Raw genomic sequence first — 21,440 nt, forward strand, 5'->3', positions numbered from 1 at the left:
ATGAACTACACCCATCGAAACAGCAAAAATCAGAAGCGCCACTGGGAACAGTGCGAGCGGCAGCAGGCGCCCTACATAGAGATCAGTGACATCAATGAAACGTACAAGAATGTTTTCTACGACATCACCAATCTGGCCGGGGATCTCGAAGAAATTTCCGAAGCAGTGAAAGCGATCTACACAAGTTATGTTGCGTTCTACCTTGTGCCTCAGATCGATATCGAGCATCTGTTCGAGCAATATTATTTTTTTAACCTGATCGTCAAATCTGCACACGCAGAGATCATTGCAGAGCAACTGCATTGCTACCTGAGCGCACAACTCAACGGCCAATGAACCCCGGCAGCCAGACGGAGCACATTACTGCGGCAGATTCCGCAATGGCCCTTGCTGACGTATCATCGCCACCCTGCTCAAACTCACATGGATGTCCGATGAAAGCCGCCGCGCGCTTGCTTCCTGCTGCCCTGTTCGCTGCCTGCCTGCACAGCCCCGCAACCCTTGCCGCAGGCTTTGACTGCAGCAAGGCCAGCACCCTGCTGGAAACCGCGATCTGCACCACACCGTCGCTGTCGGCCAAGGACGACACGCTCAACGAACGCTACAAGCCGCTCAAGGACCGCAAGATCTTCCGCGAGCTGGAGAACTTCTGGCTGCGCGAGGTGCGTAACCGCTGTGAGACCGCCGCCTGCCTGGAAGTCGCCTACGACCAGCAGATCAAGCTGCTGACCCCGGTGCCGGCACTTTCCCAGGTAGATCCCAAGAGCCTGCAGCCCCTGCCCCGCGATCAGCGTTATACCCAGGTCGAGGATGAGCCGTGGCAGCGCTTTCCCCTGGCCACCGTTGCCGACATGAGCGAGGACAGTTTTGTCTATCTGGTGGACGTTGCCACCCTCGATGGCGTGCTCAACGTGGTGCTGTTCGTTGCCCAAAAGCAGGATGACGAAGGCAGCAACCCCGGCAATATCTATGACAGCCGCCCGGTAGGCACGCTCTACGAATACTCCGACGCTCGCCCTGGCCTGCACGCGTTCGCGCGCAATGTACGCTTTGATGGCTGGAACAGTATCACCGCCAACGATCAGGGTCGGCGCTATGCCGGGATCATTGACGGGGTGTTCTACTACCGGCAGAAGATGACCGGTGAAGCCCAGCAAAGCATGGCCTACACACTGGGTTCCAAGGCCACGCCGCAGCCTTCAACGCAACTGTATGCGGCCGAGTCCAACAGCAAGCGCTTTGCCAAGGCGCAGATCAGCGGCGACCTCAACCACGACAACTCCGGCCTGCTGATCTACTACCCGCACCTTACCGGCGACAGCAACCCCTACGACCGGGTGATGGACAAGGATGCTGGCGGCTGGAGCCTGGTCAACCCGACCTGGAGCCCGACCCGGCCGGTCTTGTACTTCGACAACAACGGCGGCTTCGCCTGCATCTGGCGGGTTGACCTGGTGACCAAGCGCCTGGAGAAGATTGTCCCCGAGCACGAAGCAGTTGCCGCCCGCCCGGTGGATGTCATCGGCCGCGAGGCGATCGTTTACCTGGAAGCCGACCAGTTAATGTTTGCCATCGCCCCGGACCAGTAACGCCTGCGCAACACTACGGGCGCGCCTGCGCCCGAGCAGGCGGCCAAGGCTGACCGCCCAGTTGAGCAAAGCTACCAGCAGCAGGCACAGCATCATCGCCTCGGTGCCGCCGCTGACGATCAGTTGCCCGGCCAGCCAGGGAAGGCCGAACACCCCGAGAAAATACGCCAGGCTGAACAGCAGCAAGGCCTGCGGGGTATGCCCGGGCGGTGCCTGGTTGGCGGCCAGGCCGTTGATCACCGAATAGTTCAGGCCGTATCCAACCCCCAGCAGCGCTGCGGCCAGCAGATAGCCAAGGTTGCCCTGTACCCACCAGCCCAGCGCCAGCACGGCGAGCACGATAAAGCCCGAGAGCAGGCACGAGGCACGGTAGGCATCACGCTTGACCACCCAACCGGCGATCAGCAAACGGCAACTGATGGCTGCACTCATGAAGCCGATGAAGAACAGCGAATAGTCCAGGCCGCGCCCGGCGGCATAAGAGGTCTGGAAGCTGCCCAGTCCACCGAAGATCGCGCCGCCCAGGCCAACCATGAGAATCGGCCAGCGTGCGGGCGAAGCCAGTACGGTTGCGCCAGCGCGGCGGCTGATACCAACCGGCTGAGTGGCGTGCCGTGGCTGGCGGGCCAGATGGTTGAAGATCAGCAGGCCCACCACTGCGGCGGCAGCGGCGGTGTAGAACGCCGTCTGCACCGGCAGTTGCAACAGCGTTGCCAGCTTGCCCGCCAGCGGCCCGGAACCGATGCCGCTCATCATGCTGCCCGAGAGTAATGCGAAGCAGTGGGTACGCCGCTGGGCTTCGACCCGCTCGGCCACCAGGATCGGGCCCAAGGTGTAAAAAGCCCCCCAACCCAAGCCCAGCATCAGGCCGCAGAGCATCAACCCCGCGCCGGTGCCAGGCACCAGGGCGAAGCCCAGGCAAGCCGCCACCAGGCTCAGCGCCGACAGGGCGATGGCTCGTGCCGAACCCAAGCGGTCAGCCAGATGGCCACTGCCAAGTACGGCGACGACGGTGCTAAGCATGGCAACTGAAATGATCTGCCCGGCATCCTGCTCGTTGCCGCCACGGCTGCTGACCAACAGCGACAACAGGAAGGTCGAGCCATAGGACAACGACAGCAGGTAGCTGGCCAGGCACAGCAGGCCAAAGCCTGGGGCAGCTTGTTCGGTACGGATGGCGGGCATGCTCAGACGTCACTCGGCGAAGTTGAGCTGCCTTGTAGCATGGCCCTGCTCCGCGACCGTTATACAACTGCCGGAGTTGGGTTCAGCCGGCAGCGAACTTTGCCTGCGCGCAGCCTATCCAGCGGTCAGTGCAACAGCTCGGCGCACTCCTTCATCACGCCTGCCTTCATCCGCAGGTAATGCTCGAATATCTCCCGTGCCGCCGCCTGATCGATGTTGATCTGCATGGCTTCGACAAACTGCTCGACCGCCGCCACGGCGTGGGCGAAGTGATTGCTCTCGGTGCCACCGGTGTGCACGGTAACCCAGGCTACTGTCGCCCGCGCGCGCTCAGCCGGTATGCCCATGTCACGGACAAACCACTGCTTGAACAACGGGTGGATGAACTCAACCTCGCCATGGGTGTAGACCTCATGCACCAGGGTGGTCAGCAAACCTTGCAGCAGGTCGCGTTCGCGCAAGCGCTGGCGGTCGGTCCAGTCCTTGAAGGCCTGGGCCGAAGGCAGGCAGTTGGCCTTGAGCATCCACTGGTCATCACCGCAAAGAGGCGTCGCCATGTTGTAGAACAGGTCGGCGTGCAGAGTATTGCCCAGCGCCCCGAGGTCTTCATCGGTGATTCGCTGCAGGCTGCCACAAGCCCGGTACAGCTGGTCGGCAGCCATGGAGCCGGCGTCGGAACGGGCCAGCAGCGTCAGGCGGTTGGCAAGACCGGAGACACTGGCTGCGGAGTTGTTGGTTTTCGACCAACTGGCGAAAAACTTGCGCAGCACCGCTGGTGAATGCTTGCGCTCGGTCAGCAGGGCAAAGGCCTTTTCAATCTCCATCAGCTCTTCTTCTACCGCCCAGAAGGCTTCGAACAACCCGTGCTTGAGGGTGCTGGCCGGCATGTCATTGAGGACCGGCTCGACGATCGATAGTAGTTTGCTGTGCAGGGCAATCACGGTGTTCATTGGCGTTTTTACGTCCTTGTAATAGAGGGATCAGCGGTTTCTTTGAAGGCGTTCTTGTCGGTGGAATCGGTGGGCTGCCAGCCGAACCAGGCGATCAGCATCACCAGCAACTGCGCGGCCATGATCAGCGGTACACAGCCTGTCCAGCCCCAGCGCTGCCACAGCAGCGCCGGCAACAGCGCGCCAACGCTGCCGCCCAGGTAATAGAACGTCAGGTAGCAGCCCACCGCGCCGGCCTTGTTGTGCCGGGCGGTTGACGTGACAAAGGCATTGGCCGCCGCCTGGGCCAGGAACACCCCGGTAGAACTGAGCGCGAGCCCCAGCACGATCCACCACAGGCTACTGAGCAAGGTCAGCAATGAACCCAGCAGCCCCAGCACCCCGGCGAACACCACTAGATGCGCCGGTGGCCTGGCGCTGGCCAGCTTGCCGGCAATCGGCGTGACCACCAGCGCCAGCAGAAACACCGCATAGACCGAGCCCAGCGCGGCAACGCCAAGATTGAACGGCGCTGCCAGCAGGTGCAGGCCGACATAGGTGAAGGTGGCAATTTGTGAAAACAGCACGCAAAAGCCAACCAGGTAGGCCGCCAGCAACGGCCGGTTGCGCAGCATGCTGATTCGACTGTTGGCGATGGTGATTTCGATCAGGCGCGTGCCATTGGGCAGCAGCCGGTGAATGCTCAGGCCGATCAGTACGGTCAGCAGCGCCAGCAGGATGAACGCTTCGCGCCAGCCCAGGTATTGGGTCATGACCCCGGTCAGAAAACGCCCGGCAAAACCGCCGAGAATGGTCCCGGCGACGTACAGGCTGGTGACTTCGGTGACTTTGGCACCCTGCCAGCGCTCGCCGATGTAAGCCACGCTGGTGGCGAAGATCACCGGGATCAACATGCCCTGGACAAAGCGCCAGAACAGCAGGCTGTTCAAGTCACTGGCCCCTGCCAGCATCAAGCCCGGCACGCTGAGCAACAGCGTTGCCGCCACCAGCACGGTCTTTTGGCTCCAGCGCCGGGTCAGTACGCCGACAAAGGGCGCGACCAAGGCCACGGCCAGGGTCGTGGCGGTGATGCTCCAACTGACGTGCCGGGCATCCACGGCGAAGCTCTGCGCCAGCTCGGCAAGGATGCCCTGGGTGGCATAGAGCGGCAGAAACGCGGCGCACCCGCAGAGGAACATCGCGATGCGTGCGGCGGACAGGCGCGATTGCATGGGAAAACTCGTTACAGTGACGAGTATTGTTTATAAGGTGCGGTCATTGGCCCTGGCCAATACCGAATTCGGACCGATTGATACCTCAAGGTGCAACATGCTCGATGTGCGAAAGCTGCGCTATTTCATTGCCGTCGCCGACGACCTGCATTTCGGCCGCGCCGCGCAGCGCCTGCACCTGGCGCAACCGGCACTGACCCGGCAGATCTCGGCCCTGGAAAGCCAGCTGGGTTTCCGCCTGTTCGAGCGCAGCAGCCGCGCAGTCAGTTTGACCGGCGAAGGCCAGCAGTTCCTGCCTTACGCCCGCGGGGTACTGGAGCAACTGACCCGCAGCGAAAGCTTCGCTGCCAAGCTGGCCGCCGGCACAGCCGGGCAATTGAGCATCGGTTATGCCAGCTCGGTGGCCTTGAGTGACCACTTCACCCAGGCGATCCAGCAGTTTTCCCACGCCTACCCGCAGGTTCGCCTGACCCTGGTTGAAGAAGCCTCCAGCGCGCAATGGCGCAACATCGTCGAAGGCACCCTGGAAATCGGCCTCAGTAGGCTGTTGCCGCCCCAGGAGTTCACTGAGCTGCAAGTCCAGCCGCTCGACCAGGAGCCGCTGCTGGTTGCACTGGCCGAGAACGATCCGCTGGCGGCACTCGACACCATCAGCCTCACCCAACTGCAAGCACACCCCGTGGTGCTGTACACCGACGAGCAAGGCACCGGCCTCAACGATGCCATCGAGCGCTTGTTCCAGCATTGCCAGCTGCCCTTGCTGCGCGGCCCGCGCGGACGGCAGATCACCTCGATTATCGCCCTGGTCGCAGCCGGCCAGGGCGTTGCCCTGGTGCCTGCCTGCGCCCGGGCTTTGAACCAGCGCGGCGTGTGCTACCGGCCCCTGAACGAAGCAGACGCCAACATCGACCTGCTCGCGATCAGCCATCGCCAGCGGCGCTCGCGGGCAGCCGAGGCGTTTCTGCAAATCCTTGCCCGGGCAACCGCAGCCAGCGCATGAGCGCGGCTGCCTGACAAGCACGGCGGGGATAAAAGTGTTTTACCGAAACCACTGGTTTTCTGCTGGGACGCTTTGCCTATCCTAGGAAGGATCTCTCATATCAGCGGAAGATCCATGAAAGCTTCGCTTCCCAGCCGCTACGCCTGCCTTGTCGGCTGTCTCGTTTTCAGTGTTGCCAGCCTGCCGTTTCTTTCTGCCCACCCCTGGCTATGGCCGCTCACCCTGCTCTGTGCCCTGCTCAGCCTGGTCGGCCTCAATGACCTGCGCCAGAGCCACCACGCGGTGAGGCGCAATTACCCTATCCTGGGCAATATTCGCTACCTGATCGAAACCATCCGCCCTGAGATTCGCCAGTACCTGCTCGAAGGCGACGACGACAAGCTGCCATTCTCCCGTGCCCAGCGCTCGCTGGTGTATGCACGGGCGAAGAATGAAAGTGCCGAGAAGGCCTTCGGTACGCTCAATGATGTGTACCGGCCGGGCTTCGAGTTCATCAGCCATTCCATGCTGCCGGTCGAAACCCCCGACCCGGCCTCGTTTCGCGTCAACATTGGCGGCCCGCAGTGCCGCCAACCTTACTCGGCGTCGATCTTCAATATCTCGGCGATGAGCTTTGGGGCACTCAGTGCAAATGCCATTGCCGCGCTGAACAAGGGCGCAAAACGTGGCCGCTTCGCCCATGACACCGGCGAAGGCAGCATCAGCCCCTACCATCGTGAGCATGGCGGCGACCTGATCTGGGAAATCGGCAGCGGCTATTTTGGCTGCCGCACCCCGGAGGGCCGCTTCGATCCGCAGCGTTTCGCCGAACAGGCCCGCGACCCGCAGGTGAAGATGATCGAGGTCAAACTCAGCCAGGGTGCCAAGCCCGGTCACGGCGGGATTCTGCCCGGGCACAAGGTCAGTGCCGAAATCGCTGCCACCCGTGGCGTGCTGATGGGTGAAGACTGTATTTCGCCGGCAGCGCACAGCGCCTTTCGCAGCCCCGTGCAGCTGTTGCAGTTCATTGGCCAGTTGCGCGAGCTGTCTGGCGGTAAACCGGTGGGCTTCAAGTTCTGCCTTGGCCACCCGTGGGAATTCATGGGTATCGCCAAGGCCATGCTGGCCACCGGCATAGTCCCCGACTTCATCGTGGTTGATGGCAAGGAAGGCGGCACCGGCGCCGCACCCCGGGAGTTCAGCGACAACATCGGCGTGCCGATGCGCGAAGGCCTGATGTTTGTGCACAACACCCTGGTGGGCCTGAACCTGCGCGACAAGATTCGCATCGGCGCTGGCGGCAAGATTGTCAGCGCGTTCGACATTGCCAGCGTGCTGGCCATTGGCGCCGACTGGGTCAACTCGGCCCGCGGCTTCATGTTCGCCATCGGCTGTATTCAGTCGCAAAGCTGCCACACCAACAAATGCCCGACCGGCGTTGCCACCCAGGATCCGCTACGCCAACGCGCCCTGGTGGTGCCGGAAAAGGCCGAAAGAGTCTACAGCTTCCATCGCAACACCCTGCATGCCCTGGCCGAAATGCTCGCCGCTGCCGGCCTGGACCATCCGGCCGAGCTCAAGCCCAAGCACCTGGTGCGGCGCATTAGCGCCAGTGAGATTCGCCTGTTTTCGCAGTTGCACGTGTTCCTCAAGCCCGGTGAATTGCTCAGCGGCTCGATCGACAGTGAATTCTATGCACGGATGTGGCGCATGGCCCGCAGCGACAGCTTCGAGCCGGAGAGCGGCGAAGTGCAGGCAATCAAACCTGCCGTGCACCGAAAACAAACAACCCCGGCCTAGGCCGGGGTTGCTGGAGAGACCAGACAGCTATCAGAGGATGCTGATCGGGTACTCGACGAATACGCGGACTTCGTTGCCGTCGTCGTTGTAGCCGTTCTGACGAACGCTGTCAGAAGTACGCAGGAACGAGCTACGCAGTTTGACGGACAGGTCCTTGGCAGGGCCTTCCTGAACCACGTACTTGAACTGGTTGAAGATCTCGCGCTCTTTACCTTCGCCGAAGCCGTGGGTGTTGATGTTGTCACCACGCACGTAGGCCACTTTGTAGGTCAGGCCCGGTACGCCGAAGGCGCCGAAGTCCAGGCCGTAGCCCAGCTGCCAGGAACGCTCGTCTTCAGCGTTGAAGTCGGACCAGTAGGAGTTGGCCAGGTAGATAGTCGAACCACCGTCACCCACGCCACCGGCGTTCTGGTAGAAACCGTACTGATAACCGGTGTCGCCAGTGCTGCGCTGGTGGGCGATGGTGATCGAGTGCGGGCCGAAGGCGTAGGTAGCCGCCAGGCTCCAGATGGTGTTGGAGTCACCGGTCAGGTCGGCGGCAGCGACGTACTTCTTGTCGATGTCCGACTTGTAGCCGTTGAAGTCCAGGGTCAGCGACTGGTCGTCGGCGATCGGATGAACGTAGTTAACGCCCAGGTAGTGCTTCTTCAGCACGTCTTCGACGTCGGAGGTGTACAGGGAAGCCGACAGGTTTTCGGTGAACTTGTAGCTGCCGCCGAATACGTTGATCGACTTCAGGCCACCGCTGTCACGGCCTTCAGCACTTTTACGGGCTTCCTGGGTGAAACGACCGGCGTTCAGTTCCAGGCCCTTGATCTCCTTGGAAGTGATCAGGGTACCGGTGTAGCTTTCTGGCAGCAGGCGACCGTCGTCGTACTGCAGCACTGGCAGCTCAGGCATCTGGTCACCGTACTTCAGTACAGTGTTGGAGATGCGGAACTTGATTGCTGCGCCACCACGGGCCAGGTTGTGCGGGGAGTTCTGCTGGTTGGTCGGCGAGTCGCCGTCCGCCGGCTTGAAGAAGTCGATACCGCCACCGCCGTTGCGACCTTTACCACCATCCAGACGCACTGCGTACAGGCCGAATGCGTCAACACCGACACCAACAGTGCCCTGGGTGTAGCCGGAGGAGAACTTGCCGATGAAGGCCTGGCCCCACTCGCTCTGGTCGTTGGTACCGTGCTTCTTGTCACGGTTGATGAACGCGTTGCGCAGCAGAACGCTGGCTTTGCTGTCTTCTACGAAGCCCTTGGCCTCGGCCTGGTCATTGGCCATAGCCTGAGTCGCGGCCATTAGCCCCAGCGCGACCAGACTGATCCTGGTTTTCAACATTTTATTTTCCTTATTACTTAGTCAAAGACGCTCTGCGACCAAACGCCAAAAACCACGCCCCCTGCGTGGGTTGACGCTCACGGGTCTGAAAATAAAAAGCCCGCCTGCGAGTGTTCGCAGCGGGCCTTTTTTCTGGACTCTTGGCCGATGGGCCTACAGGCGTTGACCGAATCCTATCCGTGTGCGGATCAGCATGTCAAAAATTCGTGAAAAGTAAGTGTTTCTGCCTATAGATCACAGCCATCCGGGGCGCAAAACCCTGGGTTAGAGGGCGCTTTGGCCACGCTCAGGTAGAACTCCCGGTCCAGCCATTGCACGAAGGCGTCAGGTTTGCCGAGGAAGGGAGCGATGTCGATGACCTGCAGCCGTCCTTCGCGCTCCAGCACCAGGGTTGGATACCCCTGCCCGCCAACGCTGGCCATGAACGCGTGACTGGTGCGCATATGGCTCTGGGTATCCACGTCGCGCAAGGCGCTGGCAAAGGCTTGTGCAGGCAAGCCCATCTCGGCGGCGATGGCCTGAAGCACCCCGTCGTCGGCAATCCGTCGGCCTTCGACGTAGTGCGCACGTTGCAAGCGCGCCAGCGACTCAAGACCACGCCCGGCCAGTTGCTCAGCGGCAAGAATGGCAGCAATGGGCGGCTGCGAATCAAAGATGGCGTCGTTGTCACGCAACAAGCCCTCGAAGTAGTCGCGGCCAAAAGGCTGCCCGGTGTATTCAGCGATGCGCCGGTCGTGTGGTATGACGAAATCGCGCAACTGTGCCGAGACCGTTTGACGGTTAGCGCCGGCCATCATCCCGCCCCCGTGCAACACAACCGGCATCAGGCCGCTGGCCGCATTGATCAGCGGCTCGGCGCCATAGCACCAGCCACACAAGGGGTCGAATACGTAGTGAAGGGTGGTTTGCACCGGCATGAGCGCCTCCAGAAAAAATGATGGCGTCAGACTAGGCCGGACGAAGGTTGCGAAAAACGCCGCATTGGTTACAGCTTTGTTGTGAAAAACAGCACAAATAAACCCCCGAGACTAAGTGCCTGCATACAGAAACATTTAGAAACAAACAGCCCTCTGGCAAGTTCAGAAACAATTAACGTTAGTAAATGGCAAGCATTATCATTCGCGCAAAATTTCTCCACTCCAATAAATGCCCGGATGTCCGCCATGCTTGCCCCTTGCCGCCTTTCTCCCCTGACCCTGGGCCTGTCGCTGTTTTTCAGCTCCGGGCTGGTCGCTGCTGCCACCACCACACTGCCCGAAGTGTCGGTTACCGCAGAGTCTGACCGCGAGCGCGACGACCCGCGGGTGCGCGAAGTCAGCACCGCGACTCGTACCGCCACGCCTGCCCGCTATGTGCCGCAAGCCATCGATTCGGTGAAGACCAGCAACGTGCTGGACTACGGCAGCAACGACCTTGGCAAGGCCCTGAGTGGTATCCCCAACGTCAGCAGCGGCGCCGACACGCGCTTTGACAGCGTGCGCATCCGTGGTTTCGACGCCAGCAACGACTTCTACCTGGACGGCATCCGCGACGACAGCCAATACGTGCGCGACCTGCACAACATCGAGCGGGTCGAAGTGCTCAAGGGCCCGGCTGCGGTGCTCTATGGCCGCGGCAGCCAGGGCGGGATCGTCAACCGGGTGAGCAAGATGCCGGAAGCCGGCCGCCGTTCCAGCATCGAGGCCCAGGGCGGCAGCGAAGACCTGCGCAGCCTGTATGCCGACCTCAGCGCCGACCCCACCGACAACATCAGTCTGCGCCTGAACATGGGCAACCAGGACAATAACAGTTTCCGCGACGGCATCGACGGCAGCCGCCAACTGTTCGCGCCCTCGATGAGCTGGCAGCTGACCCCGGACCTGAACTGGCTGGTGCAATACGAGTACAGCCGCTACAACCGTACCCCGGATCGCGGTATTCCCAGCGTCAACGGCCGCCCGGCCGACGTTGGCCGCGACACTACCTACGGCGATACCCAGCGCGACTTCATCGATGACAAGGCGCAATCGCTGCGCTCGCTCTTGAACTACCAGCTCAGCGACAACTGGCAGGTGCGCCACACCCTGGGCCTGTTCAAGCTCAACAGCGATTTCGACAACACCTACCTGACCGGCTACAACGCCACCACCAACCAGGTCACCCGCCAGCGCTGGCAGCAGGACCTGAACACCCGCAACCTGTTCAACAATCTGGAACTGGAAGGCAACTTCGACACCTTCGGCCTGCAGCACACCCTGCTCACCGGCCTTGAGTTCGGTAACCAGCGCCGCGATCCGATCCTCTACACCGCAGCGACTTCCGGCGCAGGCGCTCGTCCGGTGCCGGGCCTGGACCTGAACAACCCCAACCATAATTTGCAGCACAACGGCACCATGGTGGTTTCCAGCAACAACCACACCGTGGTCGACAGCCGCGGCCTGTACCTCCAGGACCAACTGCACCTGAACGATCAGTGGCAAGTGCTGGCTGGGGTGCGTTTCGACCAGTTCGAGGTGGAAACCACCAACAAGGTCCGCGGTATCTCCGAGAAGCAGGACAGCAACAGCACCAGCCCGCGTCTGGGCGTGGTCTATTCGCCGTGGAAAGAGCATTCGTTCTATGCCTCCTGGAGCAAGACCTTCTCGCCAGTCGGTGGCGGCCTGATCGGCATCACCCCGGGCGCGGCCGGCAACACCAATGAGACCAGCCCGGAACAGACCCGACAGAAAGAAATCGGGGTCAAGAGCGACTGGCTCGACGAGCGCCTGAGCACCACCCTGGCGGTTTATGAGCTGGAACTCTACAACCGCCGCACCAGCGACCCGAACAACCCGGGCATCACCCTGCTCTCGGGCCTGCAGCGTTCGCGCGGCGTCGAGCTGACCGCCACCGGCAACATCGTGGGCAACTGGTACGTACGCGGCGGCATTGGTATCCAGGATGCAACCATCGTCGAGGACAACAACGGCCAGGAAGGCAACCGCGTGAGTAACGTTGCCAAGCGCAATGGCAGCCTGTTCCTGACCTGGAAGCCGGAAATGGGCTGGTACGGCGAAACCGGCCTGACCCTGGTCGGCGAGCGTTATGCCGACAACCAGAACACCGCCGTGCTGCCCGGCTATGGCCGTTGGGATGCCTTGGCGGGCTTTCGTACCAAGGACTGGGACCTGCGTGCAGCGCTCAACAACATCACCGACAAAACCTACTACAGTTCGGCCACCAGCGCCGCGCAGATCCAGTTCGGCGACCCGCGCAGCCTGATCGTTACCGGCACCTATAGCTTCTAAACACCAGGCAACAAAAAAGGGCGGCATTGTTCAGGCAATGCTGCCCTTTTCATTGTTGCTGCCGAACCCTCTAGCGGCTGCCATCACCCAGCAGCGCTTCCAGCTCTGCTTCGCTCAGCAGGCCTGCCGGATAACGCGCCAGCAACGAGCGACGCTGATCGGCCTTCCTGACCCGGTTTGATCCATTGTGTTTCAACCACTGCGCCACGCGCTGGAGGGACTCGTGATTCACCGCTGATGGGGGCGAAGCCGGCTCACTTGCTGCATTCATTTCGACACGTACTCCCTGGGGCCGTGAGCGGCTAACCTACTCAAACTTTGTGACAGAACCATGCTGGTCTATCTGTTTGAAATACAATGCAAAACAAATACAAGAGGTGTGCCAGAAGGCTATGCCGGTCGTCGTCCGCGCATAAAAAAACCCGTCAAGCGACGGGCTTTTTTCTTAGCGCTGCTCAGCGTTTGGCTGGCGCCGGTTGTTGCTGGGTCAGGCAATGAATGTTGCCGCCGCCCAGGAGCATTTCGCGCCCGGGGATCATGACCACTTCGTGATCAGGGAACACCCGCGCCAGAATCGCTCTAGCCTCGGCATCTGCCGGGTCGTCGAAGCTTGGGGCGATGATGCCGCCGTTGACGATCAGGAAGTTGACGTAGGAACCGGCCAGGCGCACCGACGGGTTGCGCTCCTGGCTGCCGGCCACCGGGTCGACCCCGGCGCACTCTTCTTCAGTGGCGAACAGCGGCCCCGGAATCGGCATCTTGTGCACGGTAAAGGCGCGGCCCTTGGCGTCACGGCTGTTTTCCAGCACCTCGAGTGCAGCGTGGCTGCGTGCGTAGTTGGGGTCTTGCGGATCATCGGTCCAGGCCAGTAACACTTCACCCGGGCGAACGTAACAACAGAAGTTGTCGACGTGGCCGTCCGTCTCGTCGTTATAAAGACCTTCAGGCAGCCAGATGATGCTGTCCACGGCCAGGTGGTCACGCAGAATGGCCTCGATCTGCTCGCGGTTCAGGTGCGGGTTGCGGTTGTGGTTGAGCAGGCACTCCTCGGTGGTGATCAGCGTGCCTTCACCGTCGACATGTATCGAGCCGCCTTCGAGCACGAAGCCTTCAGTGTGGTAGCGCTGACAGCGCTCCATCTCCAGCACCTTGCTGGCCAGTTGCTCGTCGCGGTTCCACGGCGCGTACAGGCCGCCCTCGAAGCCGCCCCAGGCGTTGAAGCCCCAATCAACGCCACGCACTTCACCGCTGTCGTTGATGACAAAGGTTGGGCCGGTATCACGCACCCAGGCGTCGTCGTTGCTGATTTCCACCACGCGGATGTTCGGCAGGTCCAGGCGGGCCCGGGCGTTGTCGTACTGCGCAGCGGACACGGCAACCGTCACCGGCTCGAAACGGGCGATGGCCTTGGCCAGGGTCACGTGGGCCGCCTGCACCGGCTTGCCCCCCAGGCGCCAGTTGTCCGGGCGCTCGGGCCAGACCATCCAGACCTGGGTTTGTGGCGCCCATTCGGCAGGCATGTGGAAGCCGTCGGCGCGCGGGGTACTGGTAAGCGTTTTCATAGAGGATCCTTGCTGAACTGTCAGGATTGCAGCGCGCCGTCGAGGGTCTTTACCGGGCCGTACAGATTCGGACGACGGTCTCGGAAAGTGCCCCAGGCACTGCGGGTGTGCTCAAGTTTGTCGAGGTCGAAAGTATGCACCAGCACACCCTCCTCGGTCTCGTTCAGCGCCTGGACCTTCTCGCCGAACGGGTCGGCGATGAAGGAGGAGCCGTAGAAGGTGATGTCGTAACCGTCCTGCTCTTCATGGCCGATGCGGTTGCTGGCCACCAGCGGCATCAGGTTGGCGCCGGCATGACCTTGCTGCACACGCTGCCAGTGGTCGCGCGAAGAGATGGTCTTGTCGTGCGGCTCGCTGCCGATGGCGGTTGGGTAGAACAGCACTTCGGCGCCGAGCAGGGCCATGCTGCGTGCGCACTCGGGGAACCATTGGTCCCAGCAGATGCCGACGCCGATTTTCGCGTAGCGGGTCTGCCAGACCTTGAAGCCGGTGTCGCCCGGGTTGAAGTAGTACTTTTCGTGGTAGCCGGGGCCATCCGGGATGTGGGTCTTGCGGTACACCCCGAGGTTGCTGCCGTCGGCATCGATGATCGCGATGCTGTTGAAACGCGCGCGCCCGGCCAGCTCATAGAAACTGATCGGCAGCACCACCTGCAGCTCTTTGGCGAGCTTCTGGAAATGGCCGATGGCAGCATTGGTTTCGACCGGGGTGGCCAGTTGCAGGTAGTCCGGGTTGGGCTTCTGGCAGAAGTACGGGGTTTCGAACAGTTCCTGGATCAGGATGATCTGCGCGCCCTTTGCGGCCGCCTCGCGGACCAGCCGTTCAGCGGTTTCCAGGTTGCCCTGGCGGTCCCAGGAGCAGGCCATCTGGGTGGCGGCAACAGTGACAGTGCGGCTCATGTATTCCTCCTCGGCAGGTGCTCGGGCCGACAAGGCCAGGCCACCATGGTGATGTTGGAGGCATTTATATCCGATAAATATCGGCTTTAAAAGTGACGAATAGAAAATTTACGGCATAAAAAAGCCGGTTAATTCGATAACAATCGGATTAACCGGCTTTAGCTCAAGGGTTACAGGTCTTCCGACAGTACCCGGTCGATGCTGTCGACGAAGAAGTCCACGCTCTCACGGGTGGTACACATCGGCGGCTTGATCTTGAGGATGTTGAGGTAATCGCCAGTGGGCTGCATGAAGATACCCAGGTCACGCAGGCGGTTGCACAGCAGAGTGGTCTCGGCACTGGCCGGCTCCAGGGTCTGGCGGTCACGCACCAGCTCCAACCCCAGATAGAAGCCGGAACCGTGCACGGCACCCGCCAGCGGATGTTTATCGACCAATTGCTGCAGCCGTGACTTGAAGTAACCGCCAACCTCCCGGGCGTTGTCCCACAGCCCTTCTTCTTCCATGACATCAAGCACGGCCATGCCGATACGGCAGCTGACCGGGCTGCCACCGGCGGAGGAGAAGAAATAGCCCTCGGCTTCCAGCGCCTCGGCAATCTCCCGACGGGTAATGACCGCGCCCAGTGGCTGGCCGTTGCCCATGCCCTTGGCCATGGTAATGATGTCCGGCACTACGCCCTGCTCTTCAAAACCCCAGAACCAGGTGCCCAGCCGACCATAACCGACCTGCACTTCGTCAGCGATGCACACGCCACCCGCTGCCCGCACCTTGGCATAGGCTTGCTGCAGGTAACCCGGTGGCAGCGAGATGCCACCGGCATTGCCGTACACCGGCTCGCAGATGAAACCGGCCAGTTGCCGCTGCCCGGCAGCCAGCGCGTCGAGCTTGGCATCGACGTCGCGCAGATAATCGGCAGTGCTTTCGGCGCCCCGGTAGGTGCCGCGATAGGTGTTGGGCGCAATCACCGGGTGAACCCAGTCCGGCCGGGTGCTCAAGGCCTGGGGGTTGTCGGCGATCGACGTAGAAATCGCATCGGTGGCAACCGACCAGCCGTGATAGGCCTCAAGCACACTGAGCAGGTCGCGCCCACCGCTGTAGGCCCAGGCCAGGCGAATTGCCAGGTCGTTGGCCTCGGTACCACTGTTGACCAGAAATACCCGGTCCATGCCACTCGGTGCCAGCGCCAGTAGGCGTTCGGAGAATTCGGCAACAGCTGCATAGTGAAAGCGCGAGTTGGTATTGAGCAACGACCATTGCCGCGCCGACTCGGCAACCATGCGTAGATGGCCGTGGCCAAGTACCGCTACATTGTTGAGCATATCCAGGTAAGCCCGCCCCTGCATGTCGAACAAGTAGTTGCGCCAGCCGCGCTCGATATGCGGCGGCTGCTGGTAATAGTGTTTTTGCGAGCGGGCGAAACTGGCATCGCGCCGAGCCAGCAAGGCCTGGGCATCGACCAGCGGTTCGGCGTCGCAGGCAACGCCGAGGATGGCTTGCGGCGAGGGGCACAATGCCTGCCAGGCCTGTGCCCGCGAAGGCGCGACGAAAGCCGGCGGATAGAGCCCGGGCACCCGGCATAACTGAACCTTCAATGCGCCACTGGTGCCCAGCGACTGCCCGCTGGCTAGCACCTGCCCGTCGCCTGGCGCCTGGCCCAGCCCGTGCAGCCACAGGCTGCATTCACTGCCCTCAAGGCAGCCACTGTCTTCGCCGTATTGGCGCCAGGTTCCGGGCCAGGGCGCCTGGAGTACCGTAGCGACAGGAAGGTGCAGTTCGACATGCAGGGCGAAAGTGGCAGGTTCTGCAGGATTGTCGATATGGGTCTGCGACAGGCGATACTGCCCATACAGCGAACAGGCCGCGCCTGAAGCACTTGCCTGTCTGGCCAGCAGGTGCTGATCAATTCCGGGTTGCCCCCAGTTACCGGCCTGGTAGTGCTCGCTGAGCACGCCAAGATCCACACCCACCACCTGTGTGGCTACCGAGGCGGGCATCAGCGGCGCCGAACCTTCCAGTGCCAGCCCCGAGGGCTCATGCCCGGTCACTTGCAGAATCGCCGCCTGCATCAATTCGAAAGGCACGCTGGTGGCGACGTCGAAAATTTCCCACTCGTGGGCCAGATTGTCCCGACTGTAGCTATTGCCGGGGTCGATGCTCAATTGCTGCTCGCTGCTCAATACCAGCACCGCAGCACGGGCCACCACCAACGGCCACAAGGCCTTGAGCTCGGCGACATTCAGCGGATTGAGCGCATGATAAGCCTCGACCGCCGGCAATATGCGCAGGGGATCGCCTTCGGCGTGGTGCAGCAAGGCCGCGCAGGTGACCGAGAGGTCGGCAATGCGCCAGGTGTGCATCAGGTCGCCAAAATCGATGACACCTTGCAGTTGCCACTGGCGCTTCTCGTCACGCAGCCAGACAGCATTGTCATCGGTGATGTCCAGGTGCACGGCTTGCGATGGCAGCGAATCGATCAACGGCTGCAGATGTTCCCAGGCATGATTCGCGGCGGCTTTTACCCTTGCTTGCTGCGGGTTGTTATCCAGTATCGGCAACAGGTGATTGATCAAGGCCTGTGCATGGCGCGGGTCCCACTGCAATGTGCGCTCAAGGCCCGGGTGGGTGAAACTGGCCAGAGCCTGGTCAACCCGTGCGCACAGACGGCCGAGTTCAGCGACCAGGCGTGGCTCCATGTGTTTGATGCGGGTCAGTGCCTGGCCTTCTATATAGTCGAGCAGGCGCACGCGCAGCGGTTGGCCGTCGACCGTCACCGTCAATAGCTGCTCACCGGACCGCGCAACCTGCACCGCAGGCACTGGCAACCCCTGATCGCGCAGGAAGCCGAGGGCGGCATGCTGGGCTTGCAGTTCCTGCTCGGCATAGGCGCCATGGCAAATCTTCAGCACGTAGCGCCCATGGTCCGAATCGACAAGAAAATTCAGGTCCTGCTGGCTGCCCAATGCCTGCAATGAGCCGCTCAGGCCGAAGTGTTCCTGCAACAGGCCGGCGGCCTGTTGTTCACTGACTTCAGGGCATGGCTGGCTGGAGCGATAGATCATGGTATTGAGCGACATGGGCAGGGGACCTCATTTTTTTGTTGCCTATATCGCCACTGCTTGTGCCGGTTGGCAAGAATAACGGCTAAAATTGCACAACATTTGCCCAGTTTCATCGAACACCCCGGGTAAGAAGGACAGTTCGGCGCTTTTTGCTTGCGCCTGCCTGCACCCGGCCACAAGCTGTGCACCCTAAGTTCAATGTCAGTTACGGAAGAAAGGCAGTCCGACATGCGAATTCTTATCACCGGCGGGGCCGGCTTTATCGGCTCGGCGCTGGTGCGTCACCTGATCAACAGCACCGAGCACGAAGTGCTCAACCTCGACAAACTGACCTACGCCGGCAACCTGGAATCGCTGACCAGTATTGCGACCAACAGCCGCTACGAGTTCGTCCAGGCTGATATTGCTGACCAGGCCACCGTTAGCGCTGTGCTGGAGCGCTTCAAGCCCCATGCAATCATGCACCTGGCAGCAGAGTCGCATGTTGATCGCTCGATCGACGGCCCGTCGGACTTCATCCACACCAACATCGTCGGTACCTACAGCCTGCTGGAGGCCACCCGCGCCTACTGGCTGGGCCTGCCGGCCGACGAGCGTGGCGCGTTCCGCTTCCATCACATTTCCACCGACGAAGTGTATGGCGACCTGCATGGCGTCGATGACCTGTTTACCGAAACCACGCCGTACGCTCCAAGCTCGCCCTATTCGGCAAGCAAGGCCGCATCCGATCACCTGGTTCGCGCCTGGCAGCGTACCTACGGCCTGCCGGTGCTGATCACCAACTGCTCGAACAACTACGGCCCGTTCCACTTCCCGGAAAAACTCATTCCGCTGGTGATCCTCAATGCCCTAGCGGGCAAACCGCTGCCGGTCTATGGCAATGGCCTGCAAGTGCGTGACTGGCTATTCGTCGAGGACCACGCCCGCGCCCTGTTCAAGGTGGTCACCGAAGGCGAAGTTGGCGAGACCTACAACATTGGCGGCCATAACGAGCAGAAGAACATTGATGTAGTGCGCAGTATCTGCGCCCTGCTCGAAGAGCTGGCACCACAGCGACCGGCGGGTGTTGCCAACTATGCCGACCTGATCACGTTCGTTCAGGATCGCCCTGGCCATGACCTGCGTTACGCCATTGACGCCGGCAAGATCGAACGCGAACTGGGTTGGGTTCCCGAAGAAACCTTCGAAACCGGGCTGCGCAAGACCGTACAGTGGTACCTGGACAACCTGCAATGGTGCCAACGGGTACAAGACGGCAGTTATCAAGGCCAGCGCCTGGGCGCCAGCGAATTCAAGGATCTGATTGCATGACCAAAGGTATCGTCCTGGCGGGCGGCTCCGGCACCCGCCTGCACCCCATTACCCTGGGGGTTTCCAAACAGCTGTTGCCGATCTACGACAAACCGATGATCTACTACCCGATCTCGGTACTGATGCTGGCCGGTATTCGCGAAATCCTGCTGATCTCCACCCCGCAGGATCTTCCGCACTACAAGCAACTGCTGGGTGATGGCAGCCAGTTCGGTATCGAAATGAGCTATGCCGAACAGCCTTCTCCGGACGGCCTGGCGCAGGCCTTCCTGATCGGCGAAGAATTCATCGGTGATGATTCAGTGTGCCTGATCCTGGGCGACAACATTTTCCACGGTCAGGGCTTCACTCCGCAGTTGCGCAAGGCAGCCCAGCAGGGTGCCGGTGCCACCGTGTTCGGCTACTGGGTCAAGGACCCGGAGCGTTTCGGCGTCGTCGAATTCGACGATGAAGGCCGCGCCCTTTCCATCGAAGAGAAACCGGCACAACCCAAGTCCAGTTATGCAGTGACAGGCCTGTATTTCTACGATAACGACGTGGTCGAGATCGCCAAGGCGGTCAAACCTTCGCCACGCGGCGAGCTGGAAATCACCGACATCAACAACGCCTATCTCAAGCGCGGCGACCTCAATGTCCAGTTGCTCGGGCGCGGTTTCGCCTGGCTGGACACCGGCACCCACGACAGTCTCCTGGAAGCATCGCAATACGTGCAGACCATCGAACACCGTCAGGGCCTCAAGGTCGCCTGCCTTGAAGAGATCGCTTACCAACAGGGCTGGATCGATGAAGCGCATCTGCTGGAGCGAGGCAAGATGTTCGGCAAGACCGGCTACGGTCAGTACCTGTTCGGTCTCGTAGGGAAACGTTAATGAAAGTAACAGCCAGCGCGCTGCCTGATGTTCTTGTGATCGAGCCGAAGGTCTTCGGTGATGAACGAGGCTTTTTTTTCGAGAGCTTCAATGAGCGCTCGTTCCAGGAAGCAACAGGCATCGATGCCCACTTTGTTCAGGACAATCATTCCGGCTCACAGAGAAATGTGCTGCGCGGTTTGCATTACCAGGTTGAACATACCCAGGACAAGCTTGTGCGGGTAACTGCAGGCGAAGTGCTGGATGTGGCCGTCGATATCCGCCGCCATTCACCGACCTTTGGCCGTTGGGTCAGTGTCAGGCTTTCGGCCCAGAACAATCGCCAGTTGTGGATTCCCAAGGGCTTTGCCCATGGTTTTCTGGTGCTGAGCGACTTCGCCGAGTTTCTCTACAAGACCACTGACTACTATGTACCGTCTGCCGAGCGCTGCATCCGCTGGGACGACCCGGACCTGGCAATCGACTGGGAACTTGAAAGCGCACCGGTGCTTTCAGCCAAGGACCAGGTCGGCAAGTTCCTGCATGAGGCAGACCTGTTCCCGTGAAGCACAGCCAACCGCGCATCCTTATCGCCGGCCGCAACGGCCAGGTTTCCCAGGCGCTGCAACAGCAGCTGGGCGACCTGGCGCAGTTGCAGGTGCTGGGCAGTGACCAGCTCGACCTGGCGTACCCCGAAGCCATCCGTGGCCAGGTGCAGCAGCTCAAGCCCGACCTGATCATCAACGCCGCCGCCCACACAGCGGTGGATCAGGCCGAAAGCGAGCCGGAGCTGGCCTTTGCGATCAACGCCCAGGCTCCCGGCATTTTTGCCGAGGAAGCGGCGAAGCTTGGCATCCCGCTGATCCACTACTCCACCGACTACGTGTTCGATGGCAGCAAGGCCAGCCCTTACACCGAGGACGACGAGCCCAACCCGCTCGGCGTCTACGGCCGCAGCAAGCTGGCCGGCGAACAGGCCATCGCCGCGGTGGGTGGCCAGCACCTGATCCTGCGTACCAGCTGGGTGTATTCACGCCATGGGCGCAACTTCCTGCTGACCATGCAGCGCCTGCTGCAGGAAAAGCCCGAGCTGCGCATCGTCGCCGACCAGATAGGCGCACCGACCTGGGCGGGCACCATCGCCCAGAGCACCTGCGCCCTGATCGAACGCTGGCAGGCTGGCCAGGCCGGTGCCTGGGGCACCTATCACCTGACCGCCCAAGGTGAAACCTCCTGGTTCGGCTTTGCCCAGGCCATTGGCGAGCAGCTCAAGGCCCAGGGCCTGCCCTGCGCCGAGCTGTTGCCAATCTCCTCCTGCGACTATCCGACCCCGGCTCGCCGCCCGCTGAACTCGCGCCTCGATTGCGGTCGCCTGCAACGCGAGTGGCAAGTTAGCCAGCCGCACTGGCAGCAGGCGCTGATCGACTGCCTGAAGTAGCGCATAAT

Annotated in this window: 18 protein-coding genes; 9 read left to right on the forward strand and 9 right to left on the reverse strand. The window is 61.4% G+C overall.

Going from position 1 to position 21,440, the window contains the following annotated elements:
- Complete coding sequence (locus ABIE20_RS12950) at window positions 1-336, forward strand: hypothetical protein (protein WP_429505426.1); 336 nt, start codon at window positions 1-3, stop codon at window positions 334-336.
- 98 nt (window positions 337-434) lie between these two features.
- Window positions 435-1,589, forward strand: coding sequence for a lysozyme inhibitor LprI family protein (locus ABIE20_RS12955; RefSeq protein ID WP_429505427.1), 1,155 nt, complete (start codon window positions 435-437; stop codon window positions 1,587-1,589).
- On the opposite strand, the gene ABIE20_RS12960 is transcribed toward ABIE20_RS12955, so the two are convergent.
- The 3 genes from ABIE20_RS12960 to ABIE20_RS12970 form a co-directional block, all read right to left on the reverse strand.
- Window positions 1,560-2,774: an MFS transporter gene (locus tag ABIE20_RS12960; protein WP_429505428.1), complete on the reverse strand. Its 1,215-nt coding sequence runs from the start codon at window positions 2,772-2,774 to the stop codon at window positions 1,560-1,562. The genes ABIE20_RS12955 and ABIE20_RS12960 overlap by 30 nt on opposite strands.
- A 125-nt stretch (window positions 2,775-2,899) precedes the next feature.
- Entirely contained in the window at window positions 2,900-3,724 is an 825-nt protein-coding gene (locus ABIE20_RS12965; RefSeq protein ID WP_429505429.1) for a hypothetical protein, read from the reverse strand.
- Window positions 3,725-3,732: 8 nt separating this feature from the next.
- The gene (locus tag ABIE20_RS12970) at window positions 3,733-4,935 is read right to left on the reverse strand and encodes an MFS transporter (protein WP_429505430.1); all 1,203 of its coding nucleotides are present in this window, start codon (window positions 4,933-4,935) and stop codon (window positions 3,733-3,735) included.
- Window positions 4,936-5,032: 97 nt separating this feature from the next.
- On the opposite strand from ABIE20_RS12970, the gene ABIE20_RS12975 reads away from it, so the two are divergent.
- Together ABIE20_RS12975 and ABIE20_RS12980 are read left to right on the forward strand one after the other, a co-directional pair.
- The gene (locus ABIE20_RS12975; protein WP_429505431.1) at window positions 5,033-5,935 is read left to right on the forward strand and encodes a LysR family transcriptional regulator; all 903 of its coding nucleotides are present in this window, start codon (window positions 5,033-5,035) and stop codon (window positions 5,933-5,935) included.
- Between the two features lie 114 nt (window positions 5,936-6,049).
- Window positions 6,050-7,714 (forward strand): FMN-binding glutamate synthase family protein, encoded by a 1,665-nt coding sequence (locus ABIE20_RS12980; protein WP_429505432.1) that lies wholly within the window; start codon window positions 6,050-6,052, stop codon window positions 7,712-7,714.
- 30 nt (window positions 7,715-7,744) lie between these two features.
- Here the strand turns inward: ABIE20_RS12980 and ABIE20_RS12985 are convergent, their stop codons facing one another.
- Window positions 7,745-9,046 (reverse strand): OprD family porin, encoded by a 1,302-nt coding sequence (locus ABIE20_RS12985; RefSeq protein WP_429505433.1) that lies wholly within the window; start codon window positions 9,044-9,046, stop codon window positions 7,745-7,747.
- A gap of 227 nt (window positions 9,047-9,273) precedes the next feature.
- A complete protein-coding gene (locus tag ABIE20_RS12990; protein ID WP_429505434.1) occupies window positions 9,274-9,963 on the reverse strand; it encodes a DsbA family protein in 690 nt (229 codons plus the stop codon).
- A gap of 246 nt (window positions 9,964-10,209) precedes the next feature.
- Between ABIE20_RS12990 and ABIE20_RS12995 the strand changes: the two genes are divergently transcribed.
- Window positions 10,210-12,312: a TonB-dependent receptor gene (locus ABIE20_RS12995; RefSeq protein WP_429505435.1), complete on the forward strand. Its 2,103-nt coding sequence runs from the start codon at window positions 10,210-10,212 to the stop codon at window positions 12,310-12,312.
- A gap of 70 nt (window positions 12,313-12,382) precedes the next feature.
- Here ABIE20_RS12995 and ABIE20_RS13000 read toward each other — a convergent pair whose 3' ends face one another.
- From ABIE20_RS13000 to ABIE20_RS13015, 4 genes are all read right to left on the reverse strand, one after another.
- A complete protein-coding gene (locus ABIE20_RS13000) occupies window positions 12,383-12,583 on the reverse strand; it encodes a hypothetical protein (RefSeq protein ID WP_429505436.1) in 201 nt (66 codons plus the stop codon).
- A gap of 184 nt (window positions 12,584-12,767) precedes the next feature.
- Complete coding sequence (gene aguA / locus ABIE20_RS13005; protein WP_429505437.1) at window positions 12,768-13,874, reverse strand: agmatine deiminase; 1,107 nt, start codon at window positions 13,872-13,874, stop codon at window positions 12,768-12,770.
- Window positions 13,875-13,894: 20 nt separating this feature from the next.
- Window positions 13,895-14,773 (reverse strand): N-carbamoylputrescine amidase, encoded by an 879-nt coding sequence (gene aguB / locus ABIE20_RS13010; RefSeq protein ID WP_429505438.1) that lies wholly within the window; start codon window positions 14,771-14,773, stop codon window positions 13,895-13,897.
- 170 nt (window positions 14,774-14,943) lie between these two features.
- On the reverse strand, window positions 14,944-17,850 hold the full coding sequence (locus tag ABIE20_RS13015) for an aminotransferase (RefSeq protein WP_429505439.1): 2,907 nt from the start codon (window positions 17,848-17,850) through the stop codon (window positions 14,944-14,946).
- Between the two features lie 213 nt (window positions 17,851-18,063).
- On the opposite strand from ABIE20_RS13015, the gene rfbB reads away from it, so the two are divergent.
- Genes rfbB through rfbD form a run of 4 tightly spaced genes read left to right on the forward strand, consistent with a single transcriptional unit; the run spans window position 18,064 to window position 21,432 of the window.
- A complete protein-coding gene (rfbB, locus tag ABIE20_RS13020) occupies window positions 18,064-19,146 on the forward strand; it encodes a dTDP-glucose 4,6-dehydratase (RefSeq protein ID WP_429505440.1) in 1,083 nt (360 codons plus the stop codon).
- Window positions 19,143-20,015 carry a glucose-1-phosphate thymidylyltransferase RfbA gene (gene rfbA, locus ABIE20_RS13025; protein WP_093378435.1) on the forward strand — a complete coding sequence of 291 codons (873 nt, stop codon included), beginning with the start codon at window positions 19,143-19,145 and terminating at the stop codon, window positions 20,013-20,015. The genes rfbB and rfbA overlap by 4 nt, the downstream gene beginning before the upstream one ends.
- Entirely contained in the window at window positions 20,015-20,560 is a 546-nt protein-coding gene (rfbC, locus tag ABIE20_RS13030; RefSeq protein WP_429505441.1) for a dTDP-4-dehydrorhamnose 3,5-epimerase, read from the forward strand. Before rfbA ends, rfbC begins: the two co-directional genes overlap by 1 nt.
- On the forward strand, window positions 20,557-21,432 hold the full coding sequence (gene rfbD / locus ABIE20_RS13035; RefSeq protein WP_429505442.1) for a dTDP-4-dehydrorhamnose reductase: 876 nt from the start codon (window positions 20,557-20,559) through the stop codon (window positions 21,430-21,432). The genes rfbC and rfbD overlap by 4 nt, the downstream gene beginning before the upstream one ends.
- The last annotated feature ends 8 nt before the right edge of the window (window positions 21,433-21,440 follow it).

The organism is Pseudomonas sp. 2835, assembly GCF_050435905.1.
Classification (GTDB): domain Bacteria; phylum Pseudomonadota; class Gammaproteobacteria; order Pseudomonadales; family Pseudomonadaceae; genus Aquipseudomonas.

Excerpts from the sequence above, each read along its gene's own strand:
- ABIE20_RS12950 (WP_429505426.1), top strand. The coding sequence starts at position 1 with ATGAACTACACCCATCGAAACAGCAAAAATCAGAAGCGCCACTGGGAA.
- ABIE20_RS12955 (WP_429505427.1), top strand. The coding sequence starts at position 435 with ATGAAAGCCGCCGCGCGCTTGCTTCCTGCTGCCCTGTTCGCTGCCTGC.
- ABIE20_RS12960 (WP_429505428.1), bottom strand. The coding sequence starts at position 2,774 with ATGCCCGCCATCCGTACCGAACAAGCTGCCCCAGGCTTTGGCCTGCTG.
- ABIE20_RS12965 (WP_429505429.1), bottom strand. The coding sequence starts at position 3,724 with ATGAACACCGTGATTGCCCTGCACAGCAAACTACTATCGATCGTCGAG.
- ABIE20_RS12970 (WP_429505430.1), bottom strand. The coding sequence starts at position 4,935 with ATGCAATCGCGCCTGTCCGCCGCACGCATCGCGATGTTCCTCTGCGGG.
- ABIE20_RS12975 (WP_429505431.1), top strand. The coding sequence starts at position 5,033 with ATGCTCGATGTGCGAAAGCTGCGCTATTTCATTGCCGTCGCCGACGAC.
- ABIE20_RS12980 (WP_429505432.1), top strand. The coding sequence starts at position 6,050 with ATGAAAGCTTCGCTTCCCAGCCGCTACGCCTGCCTTGTCGGCTGTCTC.
- ABIE20_RS12985 (WP_429505433.1), bottom strand. The coding sequence starts at position 9,046 with ATGTTGAAAACCAGGATCAGTCTGGTCGCGCTGGGGCTAATGGCCGCG.
- ABIE20_RS12990 (WP_429505434.1), bottom strand. The coding sequence starts at position 9,963 with ATGCCGGTGCAAACCACCCTTCACTACGTATTCGACCCCTTGTGTGGC.
- ABIE20_RS12995 (WP_429505435.1), top strand. The coding sequence starts at position 10,210 with ATGCTTGCCCCTTGCCGCCTTTCTCCCCTGACCCTGGGCCTGTCGCTG.
- ABIE20_RS13000 (WP_429505436.1), bottom strand. The coding sequence starts at position 12,583 with ATGAATGCAGCAAGTGAGCCGGCTTCGCCCCCATCAGCGGTGAATCAC.
- aguA (WP_429505437.1), bottom strand. The coding sequence starts at position 13,874 with ATGAAAACGCTTACCAGTACCCCGCGCGCCGACGGCTTCCACATGCCT.
- aguB (WP_429505438.1), bottom strand. The coding sequence starts at position 14,773 with ATGAGCCGCACTGTCACTGTTGCCGCCACCCAGATGGCCTGCTCCTGG.
- ABIE20_RS13015 (WP_429505439.1), bottom strand. The coding sequence starts at position 17,850 with ATGTCGCTCAATACCATGATCTATCGCTCCAGCCAGCCATGCCCTGAA.
- rfbB (WP_429505440.1), top strand. The coding sequence starts at position 18,064 with ATGCGAATTCTTATCACCGGCGGGGCCGGCTTTATCGGCTCGGCGCTG.
- rfbA (WP_093378435.1), top strand. The coding sequence starts at position 19,143 with ATGACCAAAGGTATCGTCCTGGCGGGCGGCTCCGGCACCCGCCTGCAC.
- rfbC (WP_429505441.1), top strand. The coding sequence starts at position 20,015 with ATGAAAGTAACAGCCAGCGCGCTGCCTGATGTTCTTGTGATCGAGCCG.